Source organism: Candidatus Tisiphia endosymbiont of Micropterix aruncella (assembly GCF_965178575.1).
Lineage (GTDB): Bacteria > Pseudomonadota > Alphaproteobacteria > Rickettsiales > Rickettsiaceae > Tisiphia.
The window spans coordinates 1,015,692-1,038,990 of the sequence record NZ_OZ238268.1; the positions used below are offsets into that span (position 1 = coordinate 1,015,692).

The window sequence follows — 23,299 nt, forward strand, 5'->3', positions numbered from 1 at the left end:
AAATTCGTGTTATTAATAATTTAAAAATTGTTGACATGAGTCCATCTCTAATTATATTAGATATATACAATTATTTTTGTTTAATATAAAAATTGCTTTTTACGTTTAAATTATAAAAAATATCTTAATTATGTAAATAAGAGGGAAATGTGCGTTTAAGTACACTAATAATGATATTATCTGTTTTTCTATTTTTAACAGGGTGTGTTGGAGATGGGGTTTTGATGCCGAAGGCTAATTTAGCCCAAGACATTACAGGTATCCAAGTAACATATATTTTACCACATGGGGTTAAACAAAATGCTGGGGCAGTTAATGGACTAAGGTTCAAGCAATATAATTGTGGACCTGAGAGTAAAAGAGAAAGGTTACATATTAATTCTAAACATAATGGTTTGTTAATAGAAAGAAGGACTGACAATGGGGTGGCAGGTTCTGGTGTGATTTACAATGTTGACGTAAATACTATATCTAAGCCTGATAGCACATGGGTTATACTAACACCTAAGACTCAAGAAACATACCAACAGGGTGTAGTTTTGCCATTTCCTGTGCCTGATTTTGATATAGAATCTTATTTATCAAGTGCTGTATTTGATTATGTATTTGAACTCAATTCAGAATATAATGGTGATTCAATAAAAGCAAACTTTGATCGCCTGTTAGGTAAAGATAGCACTAATTACAGATTAAACCTTAATGATGAGCAATTTGACATTTCTATAAAAATATATCCTTACAGAAATGGAACAAAAGTTGTTGCCGATATTACGATATATAATCAAAAAACAAAAAATGGAGTGATTAATGTGATTCAAAAAATAGAAAGAGTCAAAGAAGAAATACGCAGAATAGTTAATTCTTAAGCAAGGTTAAGTAAATAATCTTAGGTATAGCTAACACGTTTAAGGCAGGTGATAAGCCTTGGTGTCATTCCCGCGTAGGTAGCGGAATCTAAATATGATCTTACAATTCCTGCGAAGGCAGGGATCTAAAAATGTTTGCACTTAATCCTTGCTACTTCTTTAGACCCCTGCCTACGCAGGGGTGACTCACCCACAATAGAGATGATGCTGGGTCTAGTATTAACTTGTTACATCGAATTGAGGTTATTAATACATGATTATGATTTTTTTGTGGTAAAGGTTTTTGTTGCACTAATAATTCTATAATTAATTTTAATTTATCTAAGTTTTTTCTGCGTTTTTTTATACGTTTTACCCCAATTCGGGATAAGAATTAGTTAATTCTTATCCCGAATTCGCGTGTTTTATATCTTTGCTAAAATTAGTGGTGTATACAGGTGTTAACACAAGCTCTATATACCTAATTTTTATACATTTCGTCAGTATTCCTGCACTTTATTAACCCAATATCTTTATCTGTTTCTTTAAATGTCTTAATTGTTTTTGCATTAGGTATTTTTAATTCAATAGGCCATTCATGTTTACGAGCTATATATTTATAAAGCATTGTTACCGCTTGAGATGGCGTAATACCTAACTCATACAATATTTCTTCTGCATCTTTTTTTATTTCAGGCTCTATTCTTGCTCTAACAAATACAGATTTGTTCATAATGATTTTAAATTGTTTTTTTAATTGTAGCACTTATGAGACACTTATACAAGATAAGTTTTATAAATTAAGGATTCCATCTTTGACAAAGTAGTGTAAAAGTGTTACGCTACTTTTAAGCACAAAAAAGCATAGAAAAATACCAAGTTACCCCAATTCGGGATAAGAATTAGTTAATTCTTATCCAAAATTCGCGTAAGTTTATTAGATAGGAGCAATTTAATTACTAATACTTCAAAAATACTTATTATTGATAATCAGAAAGCATTAAATGAATTCTGTCGACAGTTATTGGATTGTAAGACTATAAGTGTTGATACTGAGTTCTTGCGTAAAAATACCTATTTTGCTCAGCTTAGCATAATTCAAATTATGACCAGTAGTTACAAAGTGATAATTGACACTTTGAGTAATTTGGATCTTTCTCCTATTAACGAAATATTTTTGAACGATAAGATTCTTAAAATAGTTCACGCCCCTAGAGAGGATTTTGAGATATTTTATCATTTATTTAAGAAACTGCCAAAAAATGTTTTTGACATACAAATTGCAGCTGGTATTTGTGATTTTGGTAAATATTTGAGTTATGCGGATATATGTAGCAAAATTTGCTTCGTTCACATTGATAAAACTTACCAAAGGTCTGATTGGTTAAAGCGTCCAATTAATGCTAATATGTTAAATTATGCTATTAAAGATGTTGAATATTTAGAACCGGTTTACAAGGTATTGCAACAAATAATTCAAGATAATAACTTACAAAACGAATATGACGAGCAAATAAAATCTTTGCTTAATATTGAAAATTATATTGTTAATGTACAAAAAGCTTGGCAAAAAGTCAGATTCGATAATCATTCAGAGTCTTTTATTCATAAAATGAAAATTATGGCAGCTTATCGGGAAGAACAAGCCAGTACAATAGATTTACCAAGGAGACATTTTATTTCTGATGAGGAATTAGTACAGATTTGTCAATATTTACCTACCAGTAATAAAGATTTTGAAAATCTTAAATTAAATAGTCGCTATCTTAGTAAACAAAAATATAGAACTCAATTAGCAGATTTGTGTCTTGCTATACAAGAATTAGGTGAATAAAGGTACTTTATTTATGTTAATTGTGGAATAAATTTGCTATTTTCTAAAAGGTTAAGTAAAACAGCATCTGATATCTTTTGGCTTTTATTGCATGGCAATTTTTACTATAGTTTTTTTTAAAACCATTTCTGTATTACTGAGTGTAGTAATTGGTTTTTTAGCAGGAAAATATTCTAAAGTTGAGAGAGATAGTATAGCTTCTTTGTTATTCTATTTTATATCTCCTATTGTTTTTTTTGCTATTCCCGCCAGTACTACTTTGACTTTATCGGCATTAAGCGTTACTGTAGTTGTTTTTTTCATCGCCACTTTGTTATCAATATTTTCTTACTATTTTTTTGGGCGATATTGGCTTGATCATACACGAAACATTATAGCATTATCTGCGGGTACCGCTAATGGTGGTTATTTTATGCTGCCAATAGCCGCTGCTCTCTTTGATGATTATGTTTTAAGCATCTATATGATGGCAGTTATAGGAATAAATATTTTCGAATCATCAGTAGGTTTTTATATTTGTGCTAGGAGCTTTGCTAATAGTAGTGAAAGTATTTTGAAGGTTGTGAAGTTACCAATTTTAAACGGTTTTTTACTAGGTTGTTTATTTAGTTTTGCTGGTTTTACTTTACCTGATTTCCTAGATGATTTTATATATAACATGCGGGGGGCATTTTCTATACTTGGTATGGTTATGGTTGGTTTAGCTCTTTCAGCTTTGAAAAAGTTTGAAATAGACATAAAGTTTACTTTAGCTACTTTCATGGCAAAATTTTTATTCTATCCACTAGGGGTTAACATATTTATTCTTTTGGATAAGTTTGTTTTAGGATGGTATGATGAGAATTATTACAATGCTTTAAGGCTTCTTTCAACTGCTCCTATGGCAGCAAACGTAATTGTCATAGCCAGTTTACAAAAATTCTACCCAGAAAAAGTTGCTACCACAGTATTTCTTTCCCTGCTTTTTGGTGTAGTATATATACCAGTTATGGTAACTATATTTTTAAGCGATTTGAATTAACCAATGAACATAGTGTGTGCAATGCGGGAAGGCTTTGTTGTGTGTATCAAAAACACCGACGTTAGTATGGTACTTACAGGATCAAAAACGATGTCATTCCCGACTTAAAATTAATTAGTAGAAAAAAATGATACAAAAATTTATCCAAGTTGGGCCTTATATTAATTGGTTAGGCTCACAATATATTCCAGCTCATAAAATAGCTTATCTTGAGTTTGGTGACCCTAATAATGAAAATGTAATAATTTGTGCCCATGGTTTAACTAGGAATGCTCATGATTTTGATAAAATCGCTATGGCATTAAGTGATAATTTTCGAGTAATTGCTATAGATTATCCAGGACGTGGGGATAGTGATGTTTTTAAAACGAAAAAGCATTATAATTATCAAGTATATGTAAAAGATACGGTGCTTTTTTTAAAAAAATTAGCTATTAACAACTGTATTTGGCTTGGTACTTCCATGGGTGGAATAATTGGTTATGTGCTGGCTAGTAAATATAAGGAACTTATCAAGGCAATGATTATAAATGATGTAGGACCTTTTATTCCAGCAGCTCCTTTGGTTAAAATCGGTCAATATGCAGGTCAAACTCCCTCATTTGTTGATTTAGTTAGTGCCAAGCAACATTTAAAGCTAATATATAGCCAATTCGGTATTAGTAGTGAGGAAGATTGGGATCATCTTACCAAATATAGCTTTATAAAAATCCAAGATGGAAAATATAAAATGAATTATGATCCTGGCATCATACAAGGTATGAATGCTAATGCAGATAAGCCAAAAAATGTTGATATATGGACTATATGGAATAAGATTGTTTGTAAATTGTTGGTTATCCACGGGGCTAAATCAGAAATTTTACAACAAGATACTATTGAGAAGATGAAAAAAACTAGAGATTTTGATCTTTTCGTTGTTGATTATGCTGGTCATACACCTTCATTAATGACCGATGATCAGATTAGTTATATAAAATCTTGGGTAAATGCTTTGAAAATATAAAAATTTAGGTTGCTATGAATCGTTCTACTAAAGTACTTATTATAGGTTCAGGTCCTGCTGGACTGAGTGCAGCAATCTATACAGCTAGGGCAGCACTAAAACCGATATTATTGCATGGTATGCAGCCAGGTGGGCAGCTAACTATTACTACAGATGTTGAAAATTATCCAGGTTTTGCAGAGCCTGTTCAAGGTCCATGGTTAATGGAGCAAATGACGCAACAGGCAAAAAATGTTGGTGCAGAAATTATCTATGATTATGTAGAAAAGGTTGATTTTTCAAAAAAACCCTTAGTGGTAACCACCTCGTCTGGTATAATTAGGGCGGACAGCGTTATAATATGTACCGGTGCAGAAGCAAGGTGGCTTAATATTCCTTCCGAAGCACAATTCAAAGGGTATGGTGTTTCAGCTTGTGCTACTTGTGATGGTTTTTTTTTCAAGAATCAGGATGTATTAGTTATTGGTGGGGGGAATAGTGCTGTTGAAGAGGCATTATATTTAACTAATCATGCACGTCAGGTGACTATTGTTCATCGCCGGGATAGTTTTAGAGCTGAGAAGATTTTACAAGAGAGATTATTTAAAAATCCCAAAATATCGGTCATGTGGAATCATAGACTGGTTGAGGTCATTGGTACTGATAATCCTAAATCGGTTAATTCAGCCAAGCTTGAAAACACTCAAACAGGTGTGCTTAGTTCAATTAATTGTACTGGTATATTCGTAGCAATTGGTCATATGCCGAATACTGGTTTGTTCAAAGGACAACTAGATATAGATAGTGATAATTATATTATTACTAAACCAAATTCAACGGAAACCAGTGTTAAAGGTGTTTTCGCTGCTGGAGATGTACAAGATAAAATTTTTAGACAAGCAGTTACCGCTGCTGGTACGGGATGCATGGCAGCTTTAGAAGTAGAAAAGTTTTTAAACCATTAAATAAAAAATTATGCTTCGTAGTAAAAAAGAGAGTGATAAAGCAGATAAGTTAAGTGGATCAAATGAGACAAGTATAGTTTTGCCTGTTGCTCGAACTTTGCCGGCAAATGTTCAGGCCGAGCAAATGTTAATAGGAGCAATTTTAGTCAACCATGATTACTTAAATACTGTCTCAGAATTCCTAAGACTAGATCATTTTTTTGAGCCGATACATCAAAAGATCTATAATGCTATTGAAGTTATTACCGAAAAAGGCTTAATTGCTACTCCGGTAACGCTTAGAAGTATGTTAGAACGAGATGAATTATTTCAGCAATTAGGTGGCAGTGACTATCTAAATAAGTTAGTTACTCTGTCAATGATGGTAATTAATCCTCTTGATTATGGAAGAATAATCTATGATTTGGCAGTAAGGCGTAGTTTAATTCAGATAGGGGAGGAGGTAGTTAATAATGCTTATGACTCCTCTTTAGAATATGATGCAACTCAACAAATAGAGCATGTAGAGGGTAAGCTTTATAACCTTGCTAGTGAAGGAATTAATGACAAGAGTTTTGTTAAAATTGCTGTGTCTCTTTCAGAGTCTCTTGCTAGTATTAACAGGGCGATGAAGAATTCTAATCACGTAATAGGTATTTCTACAGGATTAATTGATTTAGATAGGGAGTTATCAGGTTTTCATAATTCAGATTTAGTTATCATTGCTGCACGCCCATCAATGGGGAAAACAGCTTTTGCCATAAATCTTGCGATAAATGCTTGTAATTCTATGCAGTTAAAAAATAAGGAACAAGAAAAAGATAAGTCAGTAGGTTTTTTCTCTCTTGAAATGTCATCTGAGCAGCTTGCTACTCGTATTCTTTCCATGCATACTAACATTGACTCTTCAGCCTTACGGTCTGGTCATGTGACAGAAGAGAATTATAATCGATTACGTAGAGAAATTATAGCTCTTGACCTACCATTTTTTATTGATGATACGCCAGCTTTATCCATTGCGGCTATTCGTACTAGGGCAAGAAAAATGAAGCGTAAATATAATCTTGGTATATTATTTATAGATTATCTGCAGTTGATTAGAGGGATAAATAAATCTGATAATAGAGTAAATGAAATTTCGGAAATTACTCAAGGATTAAAAGCTATAGCAAAAGAATTAAATATCCCAGTAATTGCTTTATCGCAATTATCTAGAGCTGTAGAACTTAGAGAAGATAAGAGACCAATGTTATCTGACTTGCGAGAATCTGGGTCTATTGAACAAGATGCGGATATAGTGATGTTTATTTATCGAGAAGAATATTATCTAACTCGTAAAGAGCCTTCTTTGAGTGATGCAAAATACGCAGAAAAACACGCAGAATGGTTGAGTAATTTAAATCAAGTATATAATATTGCCGATATTATAATAGCAAAACATCGTAATGGTCGTGTTGGTAGCGTAAAACTTCAATATGATAGTCAGTATTCAAAATTTAGTAATTTACAGAAAACACTATAGGGATAATAAATGTTCAAGAAACCTTTAATATTTGGTATTGCTGGTACTAGTTTGACGGTGCAAGAAAAGGAATTATTGTCAAAAAATCCAATATATGGTTTTATTCTCTTTAAGAGAAATATTGTAGATCGAGAACAGTTACTGAAGTTAGTACAAGATTTAAGAGGCTTATATGACTATAATATATTGATTTTTGTCGATCAGGAGGGGGGCAGGGTTGCGAGGTTGAAGCCACCTATCATTGATCTAGAATATCCCCCTGCTGGTGATTTCGGTAAAATATATGATCAAGAAGGTGCAGAGAATGCATACTTAAAAGTTTTTGCAAATTATTCAAGCCTGATGAAGAGTTTAAAAGAATATAGAATAGACTCGCCATGTTGTCCAGTTGCTGATTTGCGTTACCCTTATACTGATAATGCTATTGGAGATCGTAGCTTTGGAGATTCTGTAGTAAAAGTAGTTGACTTATGTACAAAAACAATAGAGGCGATAGAAGGGCAGGGGGGCATTGCCATTATTAAGCATATACCAGGGCATGGTAGAGCTACGTGTGATAGTCATTATAAGTTGCCGCGTGTTACCAGTTCGCTTGCTGAATTAAATAATACAGATTTTGAAGTGTTTAGACAACTATCTAAAAATGCTAAGGCAGGATGGGCTATGACAGCTCACATTGTATTTGAGGCTTTAGATCCCAATTTACCAGTGACTTTATCGCCAATTGCCATAAAGTTCATTAGAAATGACATTGGTTTTAAAGGTATGTTAGTTTCAGATGATATTTGTATGCTTGCCCTGCATGGTGAAATTGGAGCTAAATACTCAATAGTTAAAAAACCTCTGACGATTTTTGAAAAGCAGGATTCTACGACTACGCTAAGTGATCAAGATTTAGAAAAACTTATTGAATACGGAATTATTAAAGACAAATCCGACCAGACCGGACTAAAAAAATATTTAGTAGAAGAATTCCCAAAACTGAAGGCAGAATTTGTTACAAGTATAGCTGAAGTTGCTAGGCAAACTATTGCAGCTGGTTGCGACTTAGTGCTACATTGTAGTGGTGATATACAAGAAATGACTGCTGTTTGTCAGGATCATTAGGGGTGATGTCACCGCCATTATGTCATCCCAGCGAAATCTGGGATATAAAACTATACAACATACCTTCTATGCTATTTTTTTAGACCCCTGCCTACGCAGGGGTGACATCCAAAGAGGCGGGGATGACACCCTAGGCTATTAAACCGATGTCTTATACCATTTCCCATTATTAACTACACTAATACTACAGTTGTAGTTACTACCCAAAGCTGTCATTCTTAGAAACGGCGGGAATCTAAAAAAATAGCCTAAAAGACTATTAAACATTATTAGATCCCAGCTTTCGCTGGGATGACATCATTTTGACATTAGTACTACAACTGTAGTGCTAAATAGCGTAGTTAATAATGGGAAATGGTATTACATCAATACTTGAGGTTAGCTAAAAGTGGGGATGACATAGAAGACACACTACTTATTTCAAGAGTTGTTTTTACAACTCTTGAAATAACAAACAGTAGCATGCTTTATTTTATAGCGGTTACAGCCCTACGGTTCTGTGCCCAAGCTGCTTCGTCACAACCCATAACAGCTGGTTTCTCTTTACCGTAAGAGATAGTATCAAGTCTGTTATTCTCAATTCCTAGACCAACCAAGTATTTTAGTACAGCTTCTGCTCTTCTTTCACCAAGTGCTAAGTTATACTCTCTTGTACCTCTTTCATCACAATGTCCTTCAATAGTAGCTTTAGTATGACAATGTTTTTTTAACCAAACGGCTTGTTTATTTAGCTGTTCTTTTGATTTACTTGAAAGATCTGATTTATTGAAACCAAAAAATATCCTATCACCAACATTTCTTTCGAAATCAGCAGCTAAAGAACTTTCCTCGACAATAGGAGTTATTACCCCCGTTTCTGCCGGTTTCTTTTTAGTATTACATCCAGAAAGCACAAATAGTGCTAAAAAAGCTATTGCAGTTTTTTTTAGTAGCATAATAAACTCCTTAATTAAAATAAAGCTATTGATTATATTTGCTTAACAGAAAATGTTAAACACCTTATCTATGTATTATATATTATCATGCTACCACTTAAAAGCCTAAAATAGTTTTAGCATTAAACTCTTGAATAAATGTGGTAAAAATATCGTATAATTCAGAACTTAGATAACAACTCCCTTATCATATCTTGTAACTTTCCTACTTTACTTACATCCGTGCCACCAGCTTGGGCTATATTTGCCTGACCACCACCACCGCTACCGCCAAGGAATACAGACACTTCTTTAGCTAAGTTACCTGCATGTACCTTGTTGCTAATTTCTTTACTAACCGCAATAGTAATAGATAATTTACCCTGCAAATCAGGCATACCTATATATACAATCACTAGATTATTCGACTTATCAGCTATTCGTTGGGCAGATAAGCGTAATATTTTACTATCCAAGTTTTGTACTAGTTTATAAACAAAATTTATACCTGATACACGGATTGATTCTTTGGCAATTTGCTCAATATTCAAATCAAGCATAGAGACCTGAGTAGCTACTAACTTATCTTCTAATTGTTTTTTACTGGCAATCAGGTTATTTACTTTATCAGTAAGTTCATTCTTACCTATTTTTAAGGTTGAAGACAAGTCATCAATTACAGTATCGTTTTGTCTAATTAATTTTAATGCAAATTCACCACAAACAGCTTCTATCCTTCGAACGCCAGCTGCAACGCTACTATCGCTAGTAATTTTAAATATTCCAATATCCCCAGTTCTATTAACATGCGTGCCACCGCATAACTCAAGCGAGTTGCTCATTGCTACCACTCTTACTTCAGAATCGTATTTTTCACCAAATAAAGCCATAGCACCTGCCTTAATAGCTTCATCTGTTGACATTAATGTTGTAGTAACCTTAAAATTATCAGTGATAATTTGATTTACCTTATCTTCTATCAATATAACTTCTTGTTTTGTTAGTGGTGTCATATGGCTAATATCAAAACGCAGACGATCATGTGCTACGAGAGATCCTTTCTGTGTTACATGTTTCCCCAGCACTTCATGTAATACTGCATGTAATATATGAGTTGCAGAATGATGAATTCTTAAATTTTTACGATATTTGACGTCAATAGTGAAATCAGCATTATCTCCCACTTGGATAGCTGTTCCTTCCTGTAAAACGCATATATGAGCAATTATTGAACCAAGATGCTTTAAAGTATTTACTACCTTAATTTTATTGCCTGCTGATCTGATAAATCCTATATCCCCCATCTGTCCACCAGACTCCCCATAAAAAGGAGTTTGATTACTAATTAGAATAAATTGCTCTTCGCTAGTTTCTATATTGTTGACTAACTTATTATCTTTAATTAGAGCTAATATCTTACCTTCTGCCTTATCCAAAGAGTAACCCAAAAATTCAGTACTACCAAATTCTGCTTTAATATCAAACCATATCTTATCTGTTTTAGATTCATTCGAACCTAACCAAGCTTTTCTTGCCCTTTCTTTTTGCTCTTGCATCCTATTATTAAAGCTATCAAGATCAACTGATATCTGTTTACTTTTTAATATATCTTCAGTTAAATCGAGAGGAAAACCATATGTATCATATAATTTAAAGGCTATCTCTCCTGAAAGCTGTGAATTCTTACTGAGTTGCTTTGTTTCATCATCAAGCAGTTTCAGACCTCGTTCAAGAGTTGCTTTAAATCTTAATTCTTCCTGTTCCAAGATACTACGGGTAAAAGCCTCAGCTCTCTTCAGTTCAGGATAAGTTGCACCCATAAGATCTACTAATTTTGCTAGCAATCGGTGCATTAAAGGTTCACTACTACCAAGTATATGTGCATGCCTCATACTCCGACGCATAATACGTCTTAGCACATATCCTCTGCCTTCATTAGACGGCATGACACCATCACTAATTAGAAAGGCACAAGCTCGTAAATGATCAGCAATAACCCGGTAAGAAAATTTTGCTTCCCCTTCTACTTTAACTTTTACTATACTTTCCGTATAAGCAATTATTTCCTTAAATAAATCTATGTCATAATTATCATATACATTTTGCAATACAGCACTAATACGTTCTAGCCCCATGCCGGTATCAACGGATTGTTTAGGTAAGGCAATCCTAGTATTGCTATCCAATTGTTCAAATTGCATAAAGACCATATTCCAAATCTCAATATAGCGATCGCCATCTTGATCTTTTGTACCAGGTAAGCCTCCTGGTATCTTATCTCCATGATCATAGAAAATTTCTGAACACGGTCCACAAGGTCCAGTATCTCCCATTGACCAAAAATTATCATTGGTTGCTATTTTAATAATTCGGTCATCACTTAAATTAGCAATTTTTTTCCAATATGAAGCCGCTTCTTCATCAGTATGATAAACAGTTATATATAATTTTTCTTTGGCGATAGCAAATTCCTTGGTTAAAAGATTCCAAGCATAATATATTGCTTGTTCTTTAAAATAATCACCAAAAGAAAAATTACCTAACATTTCAAAGAAGGTATGATGTCTTGCAGTATAACCAACATTTTCAAGATCATTATGCTTACCACCAGCCCGTAGTGACTTCTGACTAGTAGTGGCTCTTTGATAGTTTCTAGTTTCCTGACCGGTAAAAACATTTTTAAATTGTACCATCCCGGAATTAACAAACATTAAACTAGGATCATTATGAGGAATTAGGGAGCTAGCTGGAACGTGCATATGATTATTTGCAACAAAATAACTTATAAATTTACTTCTAATTTCTTCAGTGGTAAGTTTAGTCATTAATAATGATCCTTAAAAATTAGACTTCCTTGCATAAATCAAAGATACTCCTAGGAGTTTTAGGAGAAATGGAGGCGAGTTTCGACGATAAAATCACCAGCGAGAATTGACTTATGCAGGAAGTCTATTATGTTATTAACTGTGTATTAAGCCTTGCTATCGCTTCTAATAAACTTTCTTCTGAGCCAGTTATAGATATTCTTATATGATTTTCTCCGGCTTTACCAAAGGCTGTCCCAGGGACAACCGCAACATGAATTTTATCTAAAAGAAAATTAGCAACAGATTCACTTACAGAATTATTCTGATAGCTATTAGGAATTTTTTTGTATAAGGTACTAATGTTAGGAAATAAATACATACCTGAATCTGGAGCTTTATCAAGCTCAAAACCATCAATTTTTTGCAGTGAAGAGAAAAAGCTAGTTAGCTTTTTCTCTAACAGTGATACATTACTTTGGGTCGTATTTATAACCTCTTGATCATTCATTACCTCAGCTATTGCTGTTTGTATCAATGTGTTAACAGCCAAACAATTATAAGTATGAGCCTTTAGTGCTTGTGCAGTAAACTTCTCTGATGCAACTAGCCATCCTAATCTCCAACCAGTAATTCCTAATCTTTTTGAAAAGCTGTTTACAACAATTAAATTATGCATGTTATCACAAAATTTAATTATTGGTATATGAGATTGTCCTGTAAAGATAAAATCATCAAAAACTTCATCTTGCATAAGATAAATATCTTTTTCTACTATAATTTGGTACAATTTTTTTAATGTTTCTAAAGTATAAACTGTACCCGTTGGATTACACGGAGTATTAATGATGATTAATTTGGTTTTAGGAGTTATACACTTTAAAATATCGTCAAAATCTAATTCAAATCTATTAAGATGCGAAGTAGCACTTCTTACAGGTAAACGTCCTAATGAAATAACAATAGGCTCATAAAGCATATAACATGGATCAGGAATTATTACCTCATCTCCTATGTTAGTTGCAGTAAAGATTGTTAACCAAATAGCTTCAGCACAACCGTTAGTAACAAGTATTTGGTTATTTGGTTGCAGCTTAATGTTGTATTTTATCTTGTATCTTTCTGCAATCGCGGTACGTAAAGGGTAAAAACCTCTTGAATCTGCATATTTATTAAGAGTATTATCGTTGCTTTCTATTGTAGCCTTTAAACTATTCAAAAGTTTTTCAGGAAAGTTGAAATTTGGATTGCCTACCGTCATATTGATATAATTCTCTTTGTCCCCAATTTTATCTGATATGTCTTTAGAAGGATGGGGGTGAATTATATTCAACAATTTATTCATACTAAACTCTCTTTATTAAATTCACCTCTTCAATTGGGAATTATACTGACTCTACATACTTGCAAATCAAGAGTTATTAAAACTTAGCAATCTTAAATTTGGGGTGTAATTTAGGCTCTTAATATTGTAAAATCCTTGAAGATAGCAGTATTATAGAGAATAGGGGGTGTGGTGTCTACTGCAAATAATAACTTTTTTTAGTATATAACCGCCATGGTAGTTTAAAAGTTATGAAAAGAATTTGAAGAGATGTCTTCCTAGATACGGTATTGCCCACGTGGAACACTAGTATATCATTCTTAGCAACGGCGGGAATCCAAATACGATCTTACGATGTCACCCCTGCGTAAGCAGGGGTCTAAAATAACTTAACACAACCTAATCTTGGTCATGTTTTTATATTCCTGCCTACGCAGGAATGACATAAACCCTCGCAGGAATGACATTGATTCTATCCCATTACTGCAACTAACCTTTCCGTGTTAGCTATAGTTTAATACGTATCATTATGTTCTACATGTCCCCCTGCTACGCTAAAGTCATCAGTATTATTATTAATATGATGTTCAGTGTTGTCGAGCCCTCTCGTTAGAGTGAATGCATTTGATATTTCCTTGATCTTTAACAATACTTCATGCTTTGGATTATTTGTTAATATATAACTTAGAAACTTCACTGTGTGTTGTGTTTTGCTAGTTGATATACTAAGATCATCATCGCTAGATGTATAATCAGAATCATTATCTGATACTGGATCACTATCTGATACTGGATCACTATCTGATACTGGATCACTATCTGATACTAGATCATTATCTGATACTGGATCACTATCTGATACTAGATCATTTTCTGATACTGGATCATTATCTAACAATGGATCATTATCTAACAATGGATCATTATCTGATACTGGAGCATTATCTGATACTGGAGCATCAAATGTAGACAATAAGTTTTCCAATTGTTGTACAACTTCAGATATAGGTGTATCCTCGTCTAAATGCAGTTTTTCTATTATACGATAAGATACGTCGCTCATATTAAGTATTTGTTTAATAGATACATTTATATTATTCATGGCATGAATCAAATTTAGACATTTTTGTACTTGTTCTAATTCTTCTTTTTCCGTAGCTAATTTTGTGCATAATTTGTTTAGTTCTTGCGATTTTGAGTCTATAATATTGTATTGTTCTTCGTCTATAGCGTAACTCGTTTTTAAGTCTGAGAGTTCTTTAGTCAATATCTTTTCAGCGTTAGTCAATATCTTTATCTTTTCAGCTTTAGTCAATATCTTTTTAGCGTCACTAGTTTTAGCATTAAATTTCTGTAGTATTCTACTAGGTAAACTTACTATTTTGTATACAGCATTTGCTTTAATATTTTGATCATTAAGTTCCTGTTGTATTCTACTAGGTAAAGCTGCTATAAGTTCCTGTTGTATTCTACTAGGTAAAGCTACTATCAGTTTCTGTAGTATTCTACTAGGTAAATCTACTTTGTATACAGCCTCAATATCTTGGTCTTGCACAGATATAAGTATCTTCTTAGCTTCCTCTACATTCGGTTTTGTAAACAAATAAGCTTCCTCTACATCCTGTTTTGTAACCAAATCATTTTGTTGTTTAGACATAATAATATAATCCTCAATTAGTTCAACATATTACTAATAATTGATTTTGTAATACTACAAAATATACTACTCTTACCTAAAAGCTGTATTTATATTTTGTATGCTCATTTTTCAACTATTAAAACCATTAGAATTTTATTAGGTTATCGTCCTTTATAATAACCTAACTCAAGGAAAGTATATTTATTATTTAAGAATGTTCAACAAAATATTACAAAAATAAAAATTTATATTAAAATAATAGTAATTTAACCTCAAGTATTGATGTAAGACCATTTCCCATTATTAACTACGCTAATACTACAGTTGTAGTTACTACCCAGAGCTGTCATTCTTAGCAACGGCGGGAATCTAAAAAAAATAGCCTAAAAGACTATTAAACATTATTAGATCCCAGCTTTCGCTGGGATGACATCGTTTTGACATTAGTACTACACTGTAGTGCTAAATAGCGTAGTTAATAATGGGAAATGGTATAAGACATCGGTTTAATAGCCTAGGGTTGTCAATCCCTGTACCTTCGGATGTCACACCTGCGTAGACAGGGGTGACATCACCCCTAATGATACTGAGCTTATTATTAATTTATTACATCAAACTGAGGTTAATTTAAGATTTTGTATCTATATCATTCATATAGCTATTATCCGTTTAAAACGGATAATATTGTAATTATTTAATCAATGTTTAATATTTTTTTATAGATAAATCGTAAAAAAATACTAAATCCGCTTAGTGGAAAGATAATTGCTGTTATAATAGTCTATGTTTAAATATTTAAGTCTAAGTATTAGTTACATGATTAACATATCCAAACTACCCAAACTACAAGTTTTACTAAAAAAACTACATGAATTGGTGGTATATTTTTTATATAAAAGAAATATTATTATTTTAATAGGAGGTAAAGGTACATTTCTTTGTGCTTTAATACACGATAAAGTTGTGGATACTTTATTTGTCCCTGCTGAAAACCAAGATAATTTAGACTCCTATAAAGAATTTTTTGGTAAATTCAAAAACTGTTACGTTTTCTTCTTATTAAGCGGTTCTGCATGTGAAGTACGCCATGATATAGTACCTGTACTACATTCAATAGTAAAAACCAATCCTGTAGAAAAGTTTATTGAGGAGTATTTTTCTATAGATGATATAGTTGCTTACAATGTCTATAACATCAATACCAAATATAGTGAGGTGTGGAATACCTTGCTGGTATCTACTCCTTATACCCCACCTTTAAGTAAGCTACTTGAGAATCTTCTAGCAAGTAAGAGGCAAAAGTTTGGTGGGATTTATTTTTTAGCTTTGGAATGGAAAACAATTATAGATAAAATTGTAAAAAATGTTGAAAATAATAAATATAGTGAATATTTACAAATTTTTGTATGTATTTTAAGTACAAACGGTATTAAACTTGTTGTTAAACAACAAGGTAATATAATCTCAATTCAAACATTTGATTATCCAGCTGATAAGTCAGACTTATATATTCAAGGTATAATTGAACAAGAAGTGGAAGATTGTTTGATATCTTATAAAAGCTATATTGATAGTTTAACCCTTAAAGTTTGTATAATTCTTATAGCAGACCAAAGTCTAAAGTTGTTATTAGAACAATCCAGTTTTGGTGAACATCCAGTAATATGTAAGTCTAACAGTATATTAGATGATAATAGCAAATTTTCAGATGAAATGGTTATCAAGTTATTTAATGAACAAAAAAGCTTTCTAGCCTCTAACAAATATTTAGAATCCATAGCTAAACTCAATATTATCAGTTCTTTAATTTTTAAACCATTTATCACTATAATAATAGTATTGATATTTGCTGCATGCGTTATCAAAATTAAAACCATAGCAAATTACAGGGAATTGGATCTTTTAAATTCACACTATTTTAGTGCTGAACAAGATTATTATAATGTTAAGCAAACCTATCCATATATTCAAAATACCACTAATTTAGCTGATTTATACGTATTTGAAGCATTATTGCAAATCCCTGTACCAACGCCATTTGACTCGTTAGAAAAGTTTTTAACAAATTTACCACCTAATCTGCACCTAGAGGAGATTAAATGGCAAAGGTCAGATCTAGATAATACGTTATTATCATCTAATCAGTATATACAAATCGAGATATCATTAAAACTTATCGTTACTGATATGCTAGTTGAAGATGCTACTCAGATATTAAAACAAGAAATTGCAAATTTTAGTAAAATATTTAGCAATATGGATATTAATTTTACAATATTTACTGATCAAATATTAGAGTTACCTAATAGAGTAGTAATACCTGCTGAGGTCATTATTACTAAGAAAAAAGGATAAGAGATGCTTAAAAATTTTATTGTTCATCTAAAAAATGTTATATTCTTTAAGTTTATTATGTGTTGTTTGTGTATTTCTACTATTTTTTGGTTACTGCAAAGTATTAATAAAGATTATATGGAGTCAATTGCCAAGAATCAAAATATAGAAGAATCTCTAGCTCAAGAAACGTTAAAGTTGTATTCTATAATAAATTCCAAAAATAAAATACTAGAAACTTATGCAAGATATTCGAAATTATTATCTATTTCTGCTAGACAAAGTTGTTTAGCACGAGCAAGGTTAATAACAACAATTGATAGTTTTTCAAAAAAATACAACTTAAATGAGCCTATTACTATATTAATTAAACAAGAATTCTTAAGTGGTATTAACCCAATGGTGGGAACAAAGCAGGATACTATAAGGATAAAGAATTATGATGTTTATATAAGATTTGCTACTAAAGATTTTGCAACTTTCTTGACAATTATAAGAGAAATCTACTCTTGTATGCCGGAGAATACTATTGTATTATCTATAGACATAAAGAAAGAAGATGTATTAGAACCCAAGGTTGTTTATAAACTATCAACAGAAAGAACACCTGATATGATATTTACAAAACTTAACATGCGTATAAGAGAAATAACGGCAAATAAGTAATTGTAACCTTAAGTAGTTATTATATATTTTATAACAAAATTATTAATATTCGATAATCAAGTTTTTATTGAAGTTTATAATTCATGGCATGTTAGAAGTCATGAAAAGAAGCTGAGAAGATGTCATCCCTGTGAAGGGGGATGTAGGGTTTATGTCATTCCTGCTTCGGTACGGAATCTAGAAAAATAGACCAAGAGGGTTTGTTAGACTTTTTTAGACCCCTGCTTTCGCAGGGGTGACATCGTAGGAAGGGGTGACATCGTAGGAAGGGGTGACATCGTAGGAAGGGGTGACATAAACTGCCATGAATTGTAGCCTTCAGAAAAAAACTTGATTATCGAGTAATAAATCTTAGAGAAGTATATGAATATTATTGTAAAAAAGTTAATAAGAGTTATTTTTATTTTAAATATTATTTTTATTGCAGAAGTGACGATGGCTAGTAACTCCTCATCAAAAGAAACAAAAGATTATATCGCTACTAGTAAATATTACCATAATTTAATATCCGGTAACGATATGGCAGAGCTTAATATGTTTTTAAGTTTATTACCCAAAGGAGGGGAGTTACATCATCATTTTAGTGGAGCTATATATGCTGAAAATTATTTAGATTTTATTAGTAAGGCCGGTTTTTATATAGATAAGAATAGCTATCAAGTGCAAAAAAATAAACCAAATAAAACATGCCTTAGTGTTACTGCTCTGCAAGATAATTATGATCTATATACCACCATTTTACGTCACTGGTCATATGGTAAATTCTTTTACGACCATGATTATACTCAAGAAGATGGATTAAAACATTTCTTTAATGTTTTTGGATATTTAGCCCCAATAGAAGCAGTAGATGTCAAAAGTAGTTTGACTTTGTTGAAGCTAAGAGCTAAATCAGAAAATATCCAATATGTTGAAACTATATTGTTCCTAGCCCCAACTAGTTTCAATCCTGCACTTGATAAGATTAATCAACTAACAAGTAATACAGATGATACTACTATCAATAGCGTTTTAAGGCAGGCTGTTGATGTTTTAGATAAAGATAGCATTATACAAAATGAAATTGTTCAAAATTTACGTGAAATCGTATCTAACTCCCAAGATATTGATGATGATGATTTTAGTATGCGATTTCAACCATATGTACTACGTTTCAACAAACCATCGCTGATATTTTCCGGATTATATTCAGCGTTTTTAATGGTCAAAAATAATACCAAATTTGTTGGAGTTAACATTGTTGGTAATGAGGCTCATCCTATTGCTTTACGTGATTATAAGTTGCATATGAAAATGTTTCGTTTCTTAAAACAAAAATTTCCTAACGTAAAATTGTCGCTGCACGCGGGAGAGCTTACTTTAGGGCAAGTTACTCCTGAAGAATTGAGTTATCATATTAATGATGCGGTTAATGTGGCAGAGGCAAACCGTATAGGACATGGTGTCGATATTATGCACGAATCTAACCCCTACCAATTAATAAATACATTATTAAACAAAAATATACTTGTAGAAATTAATTTGACTAGTAATGAAACGTTACTAGGAGTACAAGGTAACGATCATCCAGTGAGACTTTATATGCGGTATGGAGTACCAATTGCAATTTCTACTGATGATCCAGGGGTATCACGTAATAATTTAACGGATGAATATTTAAAATTTGTCACTCGCTACAAGCCATCTTATGATAAGCTAAAAGAAATAGTGTCTAATAGTATTAAATATTCTTTCTTAACTGAAGATGAAAAAATAAAGCAAATTAATTTACTAAATGAAAAGTTTATTTTTTTTGAGGATACGATAGCTTCATTTGTAAAAAAACACTCTCATGTTAAAAAATAAAGAGTCAAAGACTAATGAACATCTTTAGCAGTATAAACATTTCTATATGTAAAAAAAGAATAAGTGAAGAGTTATTTAATAATATAACAAAACATGCGTGTTTAACACTTGCTAATATAATAGTTATTGATTACGAAATTAGACTTAAATCAACACCTGAGATTGATGTCCATATAAGTAATTGTATTGGTAAATTAAGAGTTTTTCTCGGTCAGAAAGTTATTACGGATGATAGTTTTTCAACAGTTTTAATGTTATTTTCGGTAGCAATCTCTCCTGATGCAGTAGAATATCAAGATAGAGATAATATTCTAAACAAATCAGAAGATATAATAATTGATACACTAATAAGTACAAATTTTGGTAAGGCAAATTCTGAAGAGAGAAAAGTAATAAAACAAGTGTTAAAAGATTTACTGGCAGCAAGGAATAGTTATGAATTAACAAATTTTATACAGCTTGAACCAGAAATATTTTGTACAACGGTAATGCATGCGGTGAAAAAATATCAAAACCCAAAGGAAGTCAGCACTAATGCTAGATTAGAAATTAATAGAATAGTAAATGTTGCAGTAAAACATAATAAGAAAATTGAAATATTTAAACAAGCAACTAGTAAAATTATAACTGCCATTTCTGTTCTAGCAGTTGGGGCTATCAGTGTTGCAACAGCTGGTGCAACATTTGCTTTTATGGTAGTACCAGCGTCTATTCTAGCCATAGAATATGCTCCCAAAATCGGCGAGAAAATTGGCGGGGTAATTCTGAGTCAGGATAAATCCATGAGTGTCCAAGAAGAAAAAATTACCACTCTAAAAGCTAATTTATGGAAAAATAATAAGGAATTCTTGTCTCAACAGCAAGCAGTAGAGCATAATGTATCCATACAAAAATTAGATAGTCAAATAAAGTCGGTAGTTGATCTAAAATCTAACAAATTAAATATAATAAAAGATCAGGTATCGGTTAACTTACCTAGTAAAAAATCTTTACAAAATAACAAAAATAGCAAATCTTCAGGGCAAATTAAACAAAGGTAACAATATGCTAGTAACTTGGGTTCTCCTTATACTTGCAGGATTATTTGAGGTAGGTTTCTCTATATCGCTGAAATTGTCAGATGGTTTTACCAAAGTAAAACCCATTATAGCTTTTATTATTTTTTCTATATTGAGTTTTGTTTGTCTAAGTAAAACTCTAGATAAACTTCCTCTTGGTACTGCTTATCTTATATGGACTGGTATCGGAGCTGTAGGAACAGTAATAGTAGGGATGGTGTGTTTTAACGAGTCATACTCTGCCATACGAGTTTTCTTTATTACGACTATGATAATTTCTATGATAGGGCTTAAGTTGTCTTAAACTTATGATCAGGCTTATTTATCCTAAATTTTGGCACACCAAGAACATTATAGCATATTTATTATTACCACTAAGTTGGTTATATCTTTTTGCTAGTTATTTAAGAAAAATAATTGCACGCCCTATAATATTTCCTTGTAAAGTAATTTGTGTCGGTAATATAAGCATTGGAGGTACTGGTAAAACTCAAATAGTGATCTTCCTTGCGGAAATGTTGAAGGCTATTAATATTGATTTTATAATTATTACTAAAGGTTATGGCAGTAAACTGCAAACAGCGTTGTTAGTTGAACCACATCATACAGTACTAGATGTCGGGGATGAAGCAGTAATGCTATTAAAATATGGTAAAGTCATAGCTAGCAAGAAAATTCAATATATACTACCTTTTATAAAAAGGATTAAACCAAAGGTGATTATAGTAGATGATGCAATGCAGAATCCTAATTTTTATAAGGATATTGTTATTCTGTCAGTTGATGCTGACAGGTTATTTGGCAACGAATTGTTAATTCCAGCCGGTCCTTTGCGTGAGTATCCTAAACAAGCTATTGAAAAAGCGGATATAGTTATTCTCGTCGGTTCTAGTAATAGACTTCTTGCAGAATTCGCTGCTGCTCCGGAATTTATAGTAGATACGGAGCGGAAAACCGCAAGCAGTACGGCAAGTGTACGTGAGGATTTGAGTACCGGATCGACGTATAAATTACCAACAGAAGTAGAGTTATGCAATAAGTCTAATGTTGTTTCTTCTTTCTTACATAAGGAGCTTCCCTTTTTTCAAGCCCAAATAGTTCCAGCTATAGACATAGATAAAACAAAGAGCTATTTTGCCTTTAGTGGTATAGGTAATCCGGAACGGTTTTTTTCTACATTAGAAAATTATGGATTGCAGTTAGTCGGTAATAAAATTTTTCCGGATCATCATCAATATCGTGAAGAAGATTTAGACTATTTAAAAGAACAATCAGAAAAATCTAATTCTCTTCTAATAACAACTAGAAAAGATTACGTAAAAATATGTGATACTGACTTGTCAGTAATATGTTGTGATGTACATTTATTACTAAATAATCAAAAATTATTAGTAGATTTAATATATGAAAAAATTCTTTAAAAATATTAGGTATTTGCTTGAGTATTTTTTCGTTTTAATAGTACTAAAGATACTAGGAGCATTTGGTATCGACAAATCTGTACAAATTTGTCGGTATATAGCAAGGAAAATAGGACCTCTATTGCCAGTCAATAAAATTGCAAAAGAAAATGTTCAAAATATTTTTGGCAAGAATCAGACAAATGGTCTAAGCGTGGAGACTCAAACAACAATTAATCAAGTATGGGATAATTTTAGCAGTTTTATAGGAGAATTTCCATATATTAATAATATGTCAGAGGAAGAATTATCTAGAAGGGTAGAAATAAGCGGACTTGATAATATAATAGAATTTCAGAAATCACACCAACCTTTCTTATTATTTACGGGGCATTTTGCTAATTGGGATTTTGCACTTAAAATTATAAATAAATTTTATCCTAAGTTTGCTATTATCTATCGTAAATTAAATAATCCTTATATTGATAAGCTAATTAATAATACGCGTAAAACTAGTGATATAAAGCTAATTCCAAAAGGAGAAAAGGGGGCAAGAGATCTCATATCTGCAATCAAATCAGGATATGCAATTGGCATGCTTGTAGATCAAAAAATGAATAATGGCATTGAAGTACCATTTTTAGGCCAGCCGGCCATGACTGCTCACGCAATTGCTAAAATTGCCTTACAATTCGGCTACCCGATTGTACCATTACAAGTGGTTCGCACTAATAGTAATAATAGTTATTTTAAAGCTATTATCCATCCACCAATACAATTACAAAAAACTAATAATAGTAAAACAGATTGTTATAATATAATGTTTACCATTAACCAAATTTTAGGTAATTGGGTTAAAGAAAATCCAGGTCAATGGTTTTGGTTTCATAATAGATGGAAGAAGAAACATAATAAATATCCGAAGGTTAAGTAATTGCAATTACTTAACAAATATGCAATAATCAGCCTATAGCTAACCCGAAAAGGTTTTAGATATATGTTAATCTTAGCTTAGCTAGAAGCGATGTCATCCCTGCTTCGGTGCGGAATCTAAAAA

The 23,299-nt window shown here is 32.1% G+C and carries 19 protein-coding genes; 14 read left to right on the plus strand and 5 right to left on the minus strand.

All coding sequences use genetic code 11. The annotated features are described in order from the left end of the window. The first annotated feature begins 224 nt into the window (after positions 1 to 224). Positions 225 to 866 carry a hypothetical protein gene (locus ACN1AG_RS05085; protein WP_417904570.1) on the plus strand — a complete coding sequence of 214 codons (642 nt, stop codon included), beginning with the start codon at positions 225 to 227 and terminating at the stop codon, positions 864 to 866. 460 nt (positions 867 to 1,326) lie between these two features. On the opposite strand, the gene ACN1AG_RS05090 is transcribed toward ACN1AG_RS05085, so the two are convergent. Continuing rightward, positions 1,327 to 1,578, minus strand: a complete 252-nt coding sequence (locus ACN1AG_RS05090) for a type II toxin-antitoxin system RelB/DinJ family antitoxin (RefSeq protein WP_417904571.1) — start codon at positions 1,576 to 1,578, stop codon at positions 1,327 to 1,329. Positions 1,579 to 1,818: 240 nt separating this feature from the next. On the opposite strand from ACN1AG_RS05090, the gene ACN1AG_RS05095 reads away from it, so the two are divergent. From ACN1AG_RS05095 to ACN1AG_RS05120, 6 genes are all read left to right on the plus strand, one after another. Beyond that, positions 1,819 to 2,679 (plus strand): ribonuclease D, encoded by an 861-nt coding sequence (locus ACN1AG_RS05095; RefSeq protein ID WP_341754923.1) that lies wholly within the window; start codon positions 1,819 to 1,821, stop codon positions 2,677 to 2,679. Positions 2,680 to 2,770: 91 nt separating this feature from the next. After that, entirely contained in the window at positions 2,771 to 3,700 is a 930-nt protein-coding gene (locus tag ACN1AG_RS05100) for an AEC family transporter (protein WP_417904572.1), read from the plus strand. Between the two features lie 127 nt (positions 3,701 to 3,827). Then, the gene (locus ACN1AG_RS05105) at positions 3,828 to 4,706 is read left to right on the plus strand and encodes an alpha/beta fold hydrolase (RefSeq protein WP_417904573.1); all 879 of its coding nucleotides are present in this window, start codon (positions 3,828 to 3,830) and stop codon (positions 4,704 to 4,706) included. A 14-nt stretch (positions 4,707 to 4,720) separates the two neighbouring features. Further along, the gene (trxB, locus tag ACN1AG_RS05110; RefSeq protein WP_417904574.1) at positions 4,721 to 5,650 is read left to right on the plus strand and encodes a thioredoxin-disulfide reductase; all 930 of its coding nucleotides are present in this window, start codon (positions 4,721 to 4,723) and stop codon (positions 5,648 to 5,650) included. Positions 5,651 to 5,660: 10 nt separating this feature from the next. Continuing rightward, positions 5,661 to 7,151, plus strand: a complete 1,491-nt coding sequence (locus ACN1AG_RS05115) for a replicative DNA helicase (protein WP_417904575.1) — start codon at positions 5,661 to 5,663, stop codon at positions 7,149 to 7,151. 9 nt (positions 7,152 to 7,160) lie between these two features. Then, positions 7,161 to 8,258, plus strand: a complete 1,098-nt coding sequence (locus tag ACN1AG_RS05120; RefSeq protein ID WP_417904576.1) for a glycoside hydrolase family 3 N-terminal domain-containing protein — start codon at positions 7,161 to 7,163, stop codon at positions 8,256 to 8,258. A gap of 467 nt (positions 8,259 to 8,725) precedes the next feature. Here the strand turns inward: ACN1AG_RS05120 and pal are convergent, their stop codons facing one another. The 4 genes from pal to ACN1AG_RS05140 all read right to left on the minus strand — a co-directional run bounded on the left by pal (position 8,726) and on the right by ACN1AG_RS05140 (position 14,957). Then, the gene (gene pal / locus ACN1AG_RS05125) at positions 8,726 to 9,193 is read right to left on the minus strand and encodes a peptidoglycan-associated lipoprotein Pal (protein WP_417904577.1); all 468 of its coding nucleotides are present in this window, start codon (positions 9,191 to 9,193) and stop codon (positions 8,726 to 8,728) included. Positions 9,194 to 9,354: 161 nt separating this feature from the next. Further along, positions 9,355 to 11,997, minus strand: coding sequence for an alanine--tRNA ligase (gene alaS / locus ACN1AG_RS05130; RefSeq protein WP_417904578.1), 2,643 nt, complete (start codon positions 11,995 to 11,997; stop codon positions 9,355 to 9,357). Between the two features lie 127 nt (positions 11,998 to 12,124). Beyond that, positions 12,125 to 13,321, minus strand: a complete 1,197-nt coding sequence (locus ACN1AG_RS05135; protein WP_417904579.1) for a pyridoxal phosphate-dependent aminotransferase — start codon at positions 13,319 to 13,321, stop codon at positions 12,125 to 12,127. 493 nt (positions 13,322 to 13,814) lie between these two features. Next, positions 13,815 to 14,957: a hypothetical protein gene (locus ACN1AG_RS05140; protein ID WP_417904580.1), complete on the minus strand. Its 1,143-nt coding sequence runs from the start codon at positions 14,955 to 14,957 to the stop codon at positions 13,815 to 13,817. 765 nt (positions 14,958 to 15,722) lie between these two features. Here ACN1AG_RS05140 and ACN1AG_RS05145 point away from each other — a divergent pair. The 7 genes from ACN1AG_RS05145 to ACN1AG_RS05175 all read left to right on the plus strand — a co-directional run bounded on the left by ACN1AG_RS05145 (position 15,723) and on the right by ACN1AG_RS05175 (position 23,176). Beyond that, on the plus strand, positions 15,723 to 17,294 hold the full coding sequence (locus ACN1AG_RS05145) for a hypothetical protein (RefSeq protein ID WP_417904581.1): 1,572 nt from the start codon (positions 15,723 to 15,725) through the stop codon (positions 17,292 to 17,294). Positions 17,295 to 17,297: 3 nt separating this feature from the next. Next, positions 17,298 to 17,939, plus strand: coding sequence for a hypothetical protein (locus ACN1AG_RS05150; protein WP_417904582.1), 642 nt, complete (start codon positions 17,298 to 17,300; stop codon positions 17,937 to 17,939). 363 nt (positions 17,940 to 18,302) lie between these two features. Then, positions 18,303 to 19,784, plus strand: a complete 1,482-nt coding sequence (locus tag ACN1AG_RS05155; protein WP_417904583.1) for a hypothetical protein — start codon at positions 18,303 to 18,305, stop codon at positions 19,782 to 19,784. A 14-nt stretch (positions 19,785 to 19,798) separates the two neighbouring features. Further along, positions 19,799 to 20,824 carry an RP853 family protein gene (locus ACN1AG_RS05160; protein ID WP_417904584.1) on the plus strand — a complete coding sequence of 342 codons (1,026 nt, stop codon included), beginning with the start codon at positions 19,799 to 19,801 and terminating at the stop codon, positions 20,822 to 20,824. A 4-nt stretch (positions 20,825 to 20,828) separates the two neighbouring features. Beyond that, positions 20,829 to 21,146, plus strand: a complete 318-nt coding sequence (locus tag ACN1AG_RS05165) for a DMT family transporter (RefSeq protein WP_367363983.1) — start codon at positions 20,829 to 20,831, stop codon at positions 21,144 to 21,146. 4 nt (positions 21,147 to 21,150) lie between these two features. Next, a complete protein-coding gene (gene lpxK / locus ACN1AG_RS05170) occupies positions 21,151 to 22,263 on the plus strand; it encodes a tetraacyldisaccharide 4'-kinase (protein ID WP_367363984.1) in 1,113 nt (370 codons plus the stop codon). Further along, the gene (locus ACN1AG_RS05175; RefSeq protein ID WP_367363985.1) at positions 22,247 to 23,176 is read left to right on the plus strand and encodes a lipid A biosynthesis lauroyl acyltransferase; all 930 of its coding nucleotides are present in this window, start codon (positions 22,247 to 22,249) and stop codon (positions 23,174 to 23,176) included. Before lpxK ends, ACN1AG_RS05175 begins: the two co-directional genes overlap by 17 nt. The last annotated feature ends 123 nt before the right edge of the window (positions 23,177 to 23,299 follow it).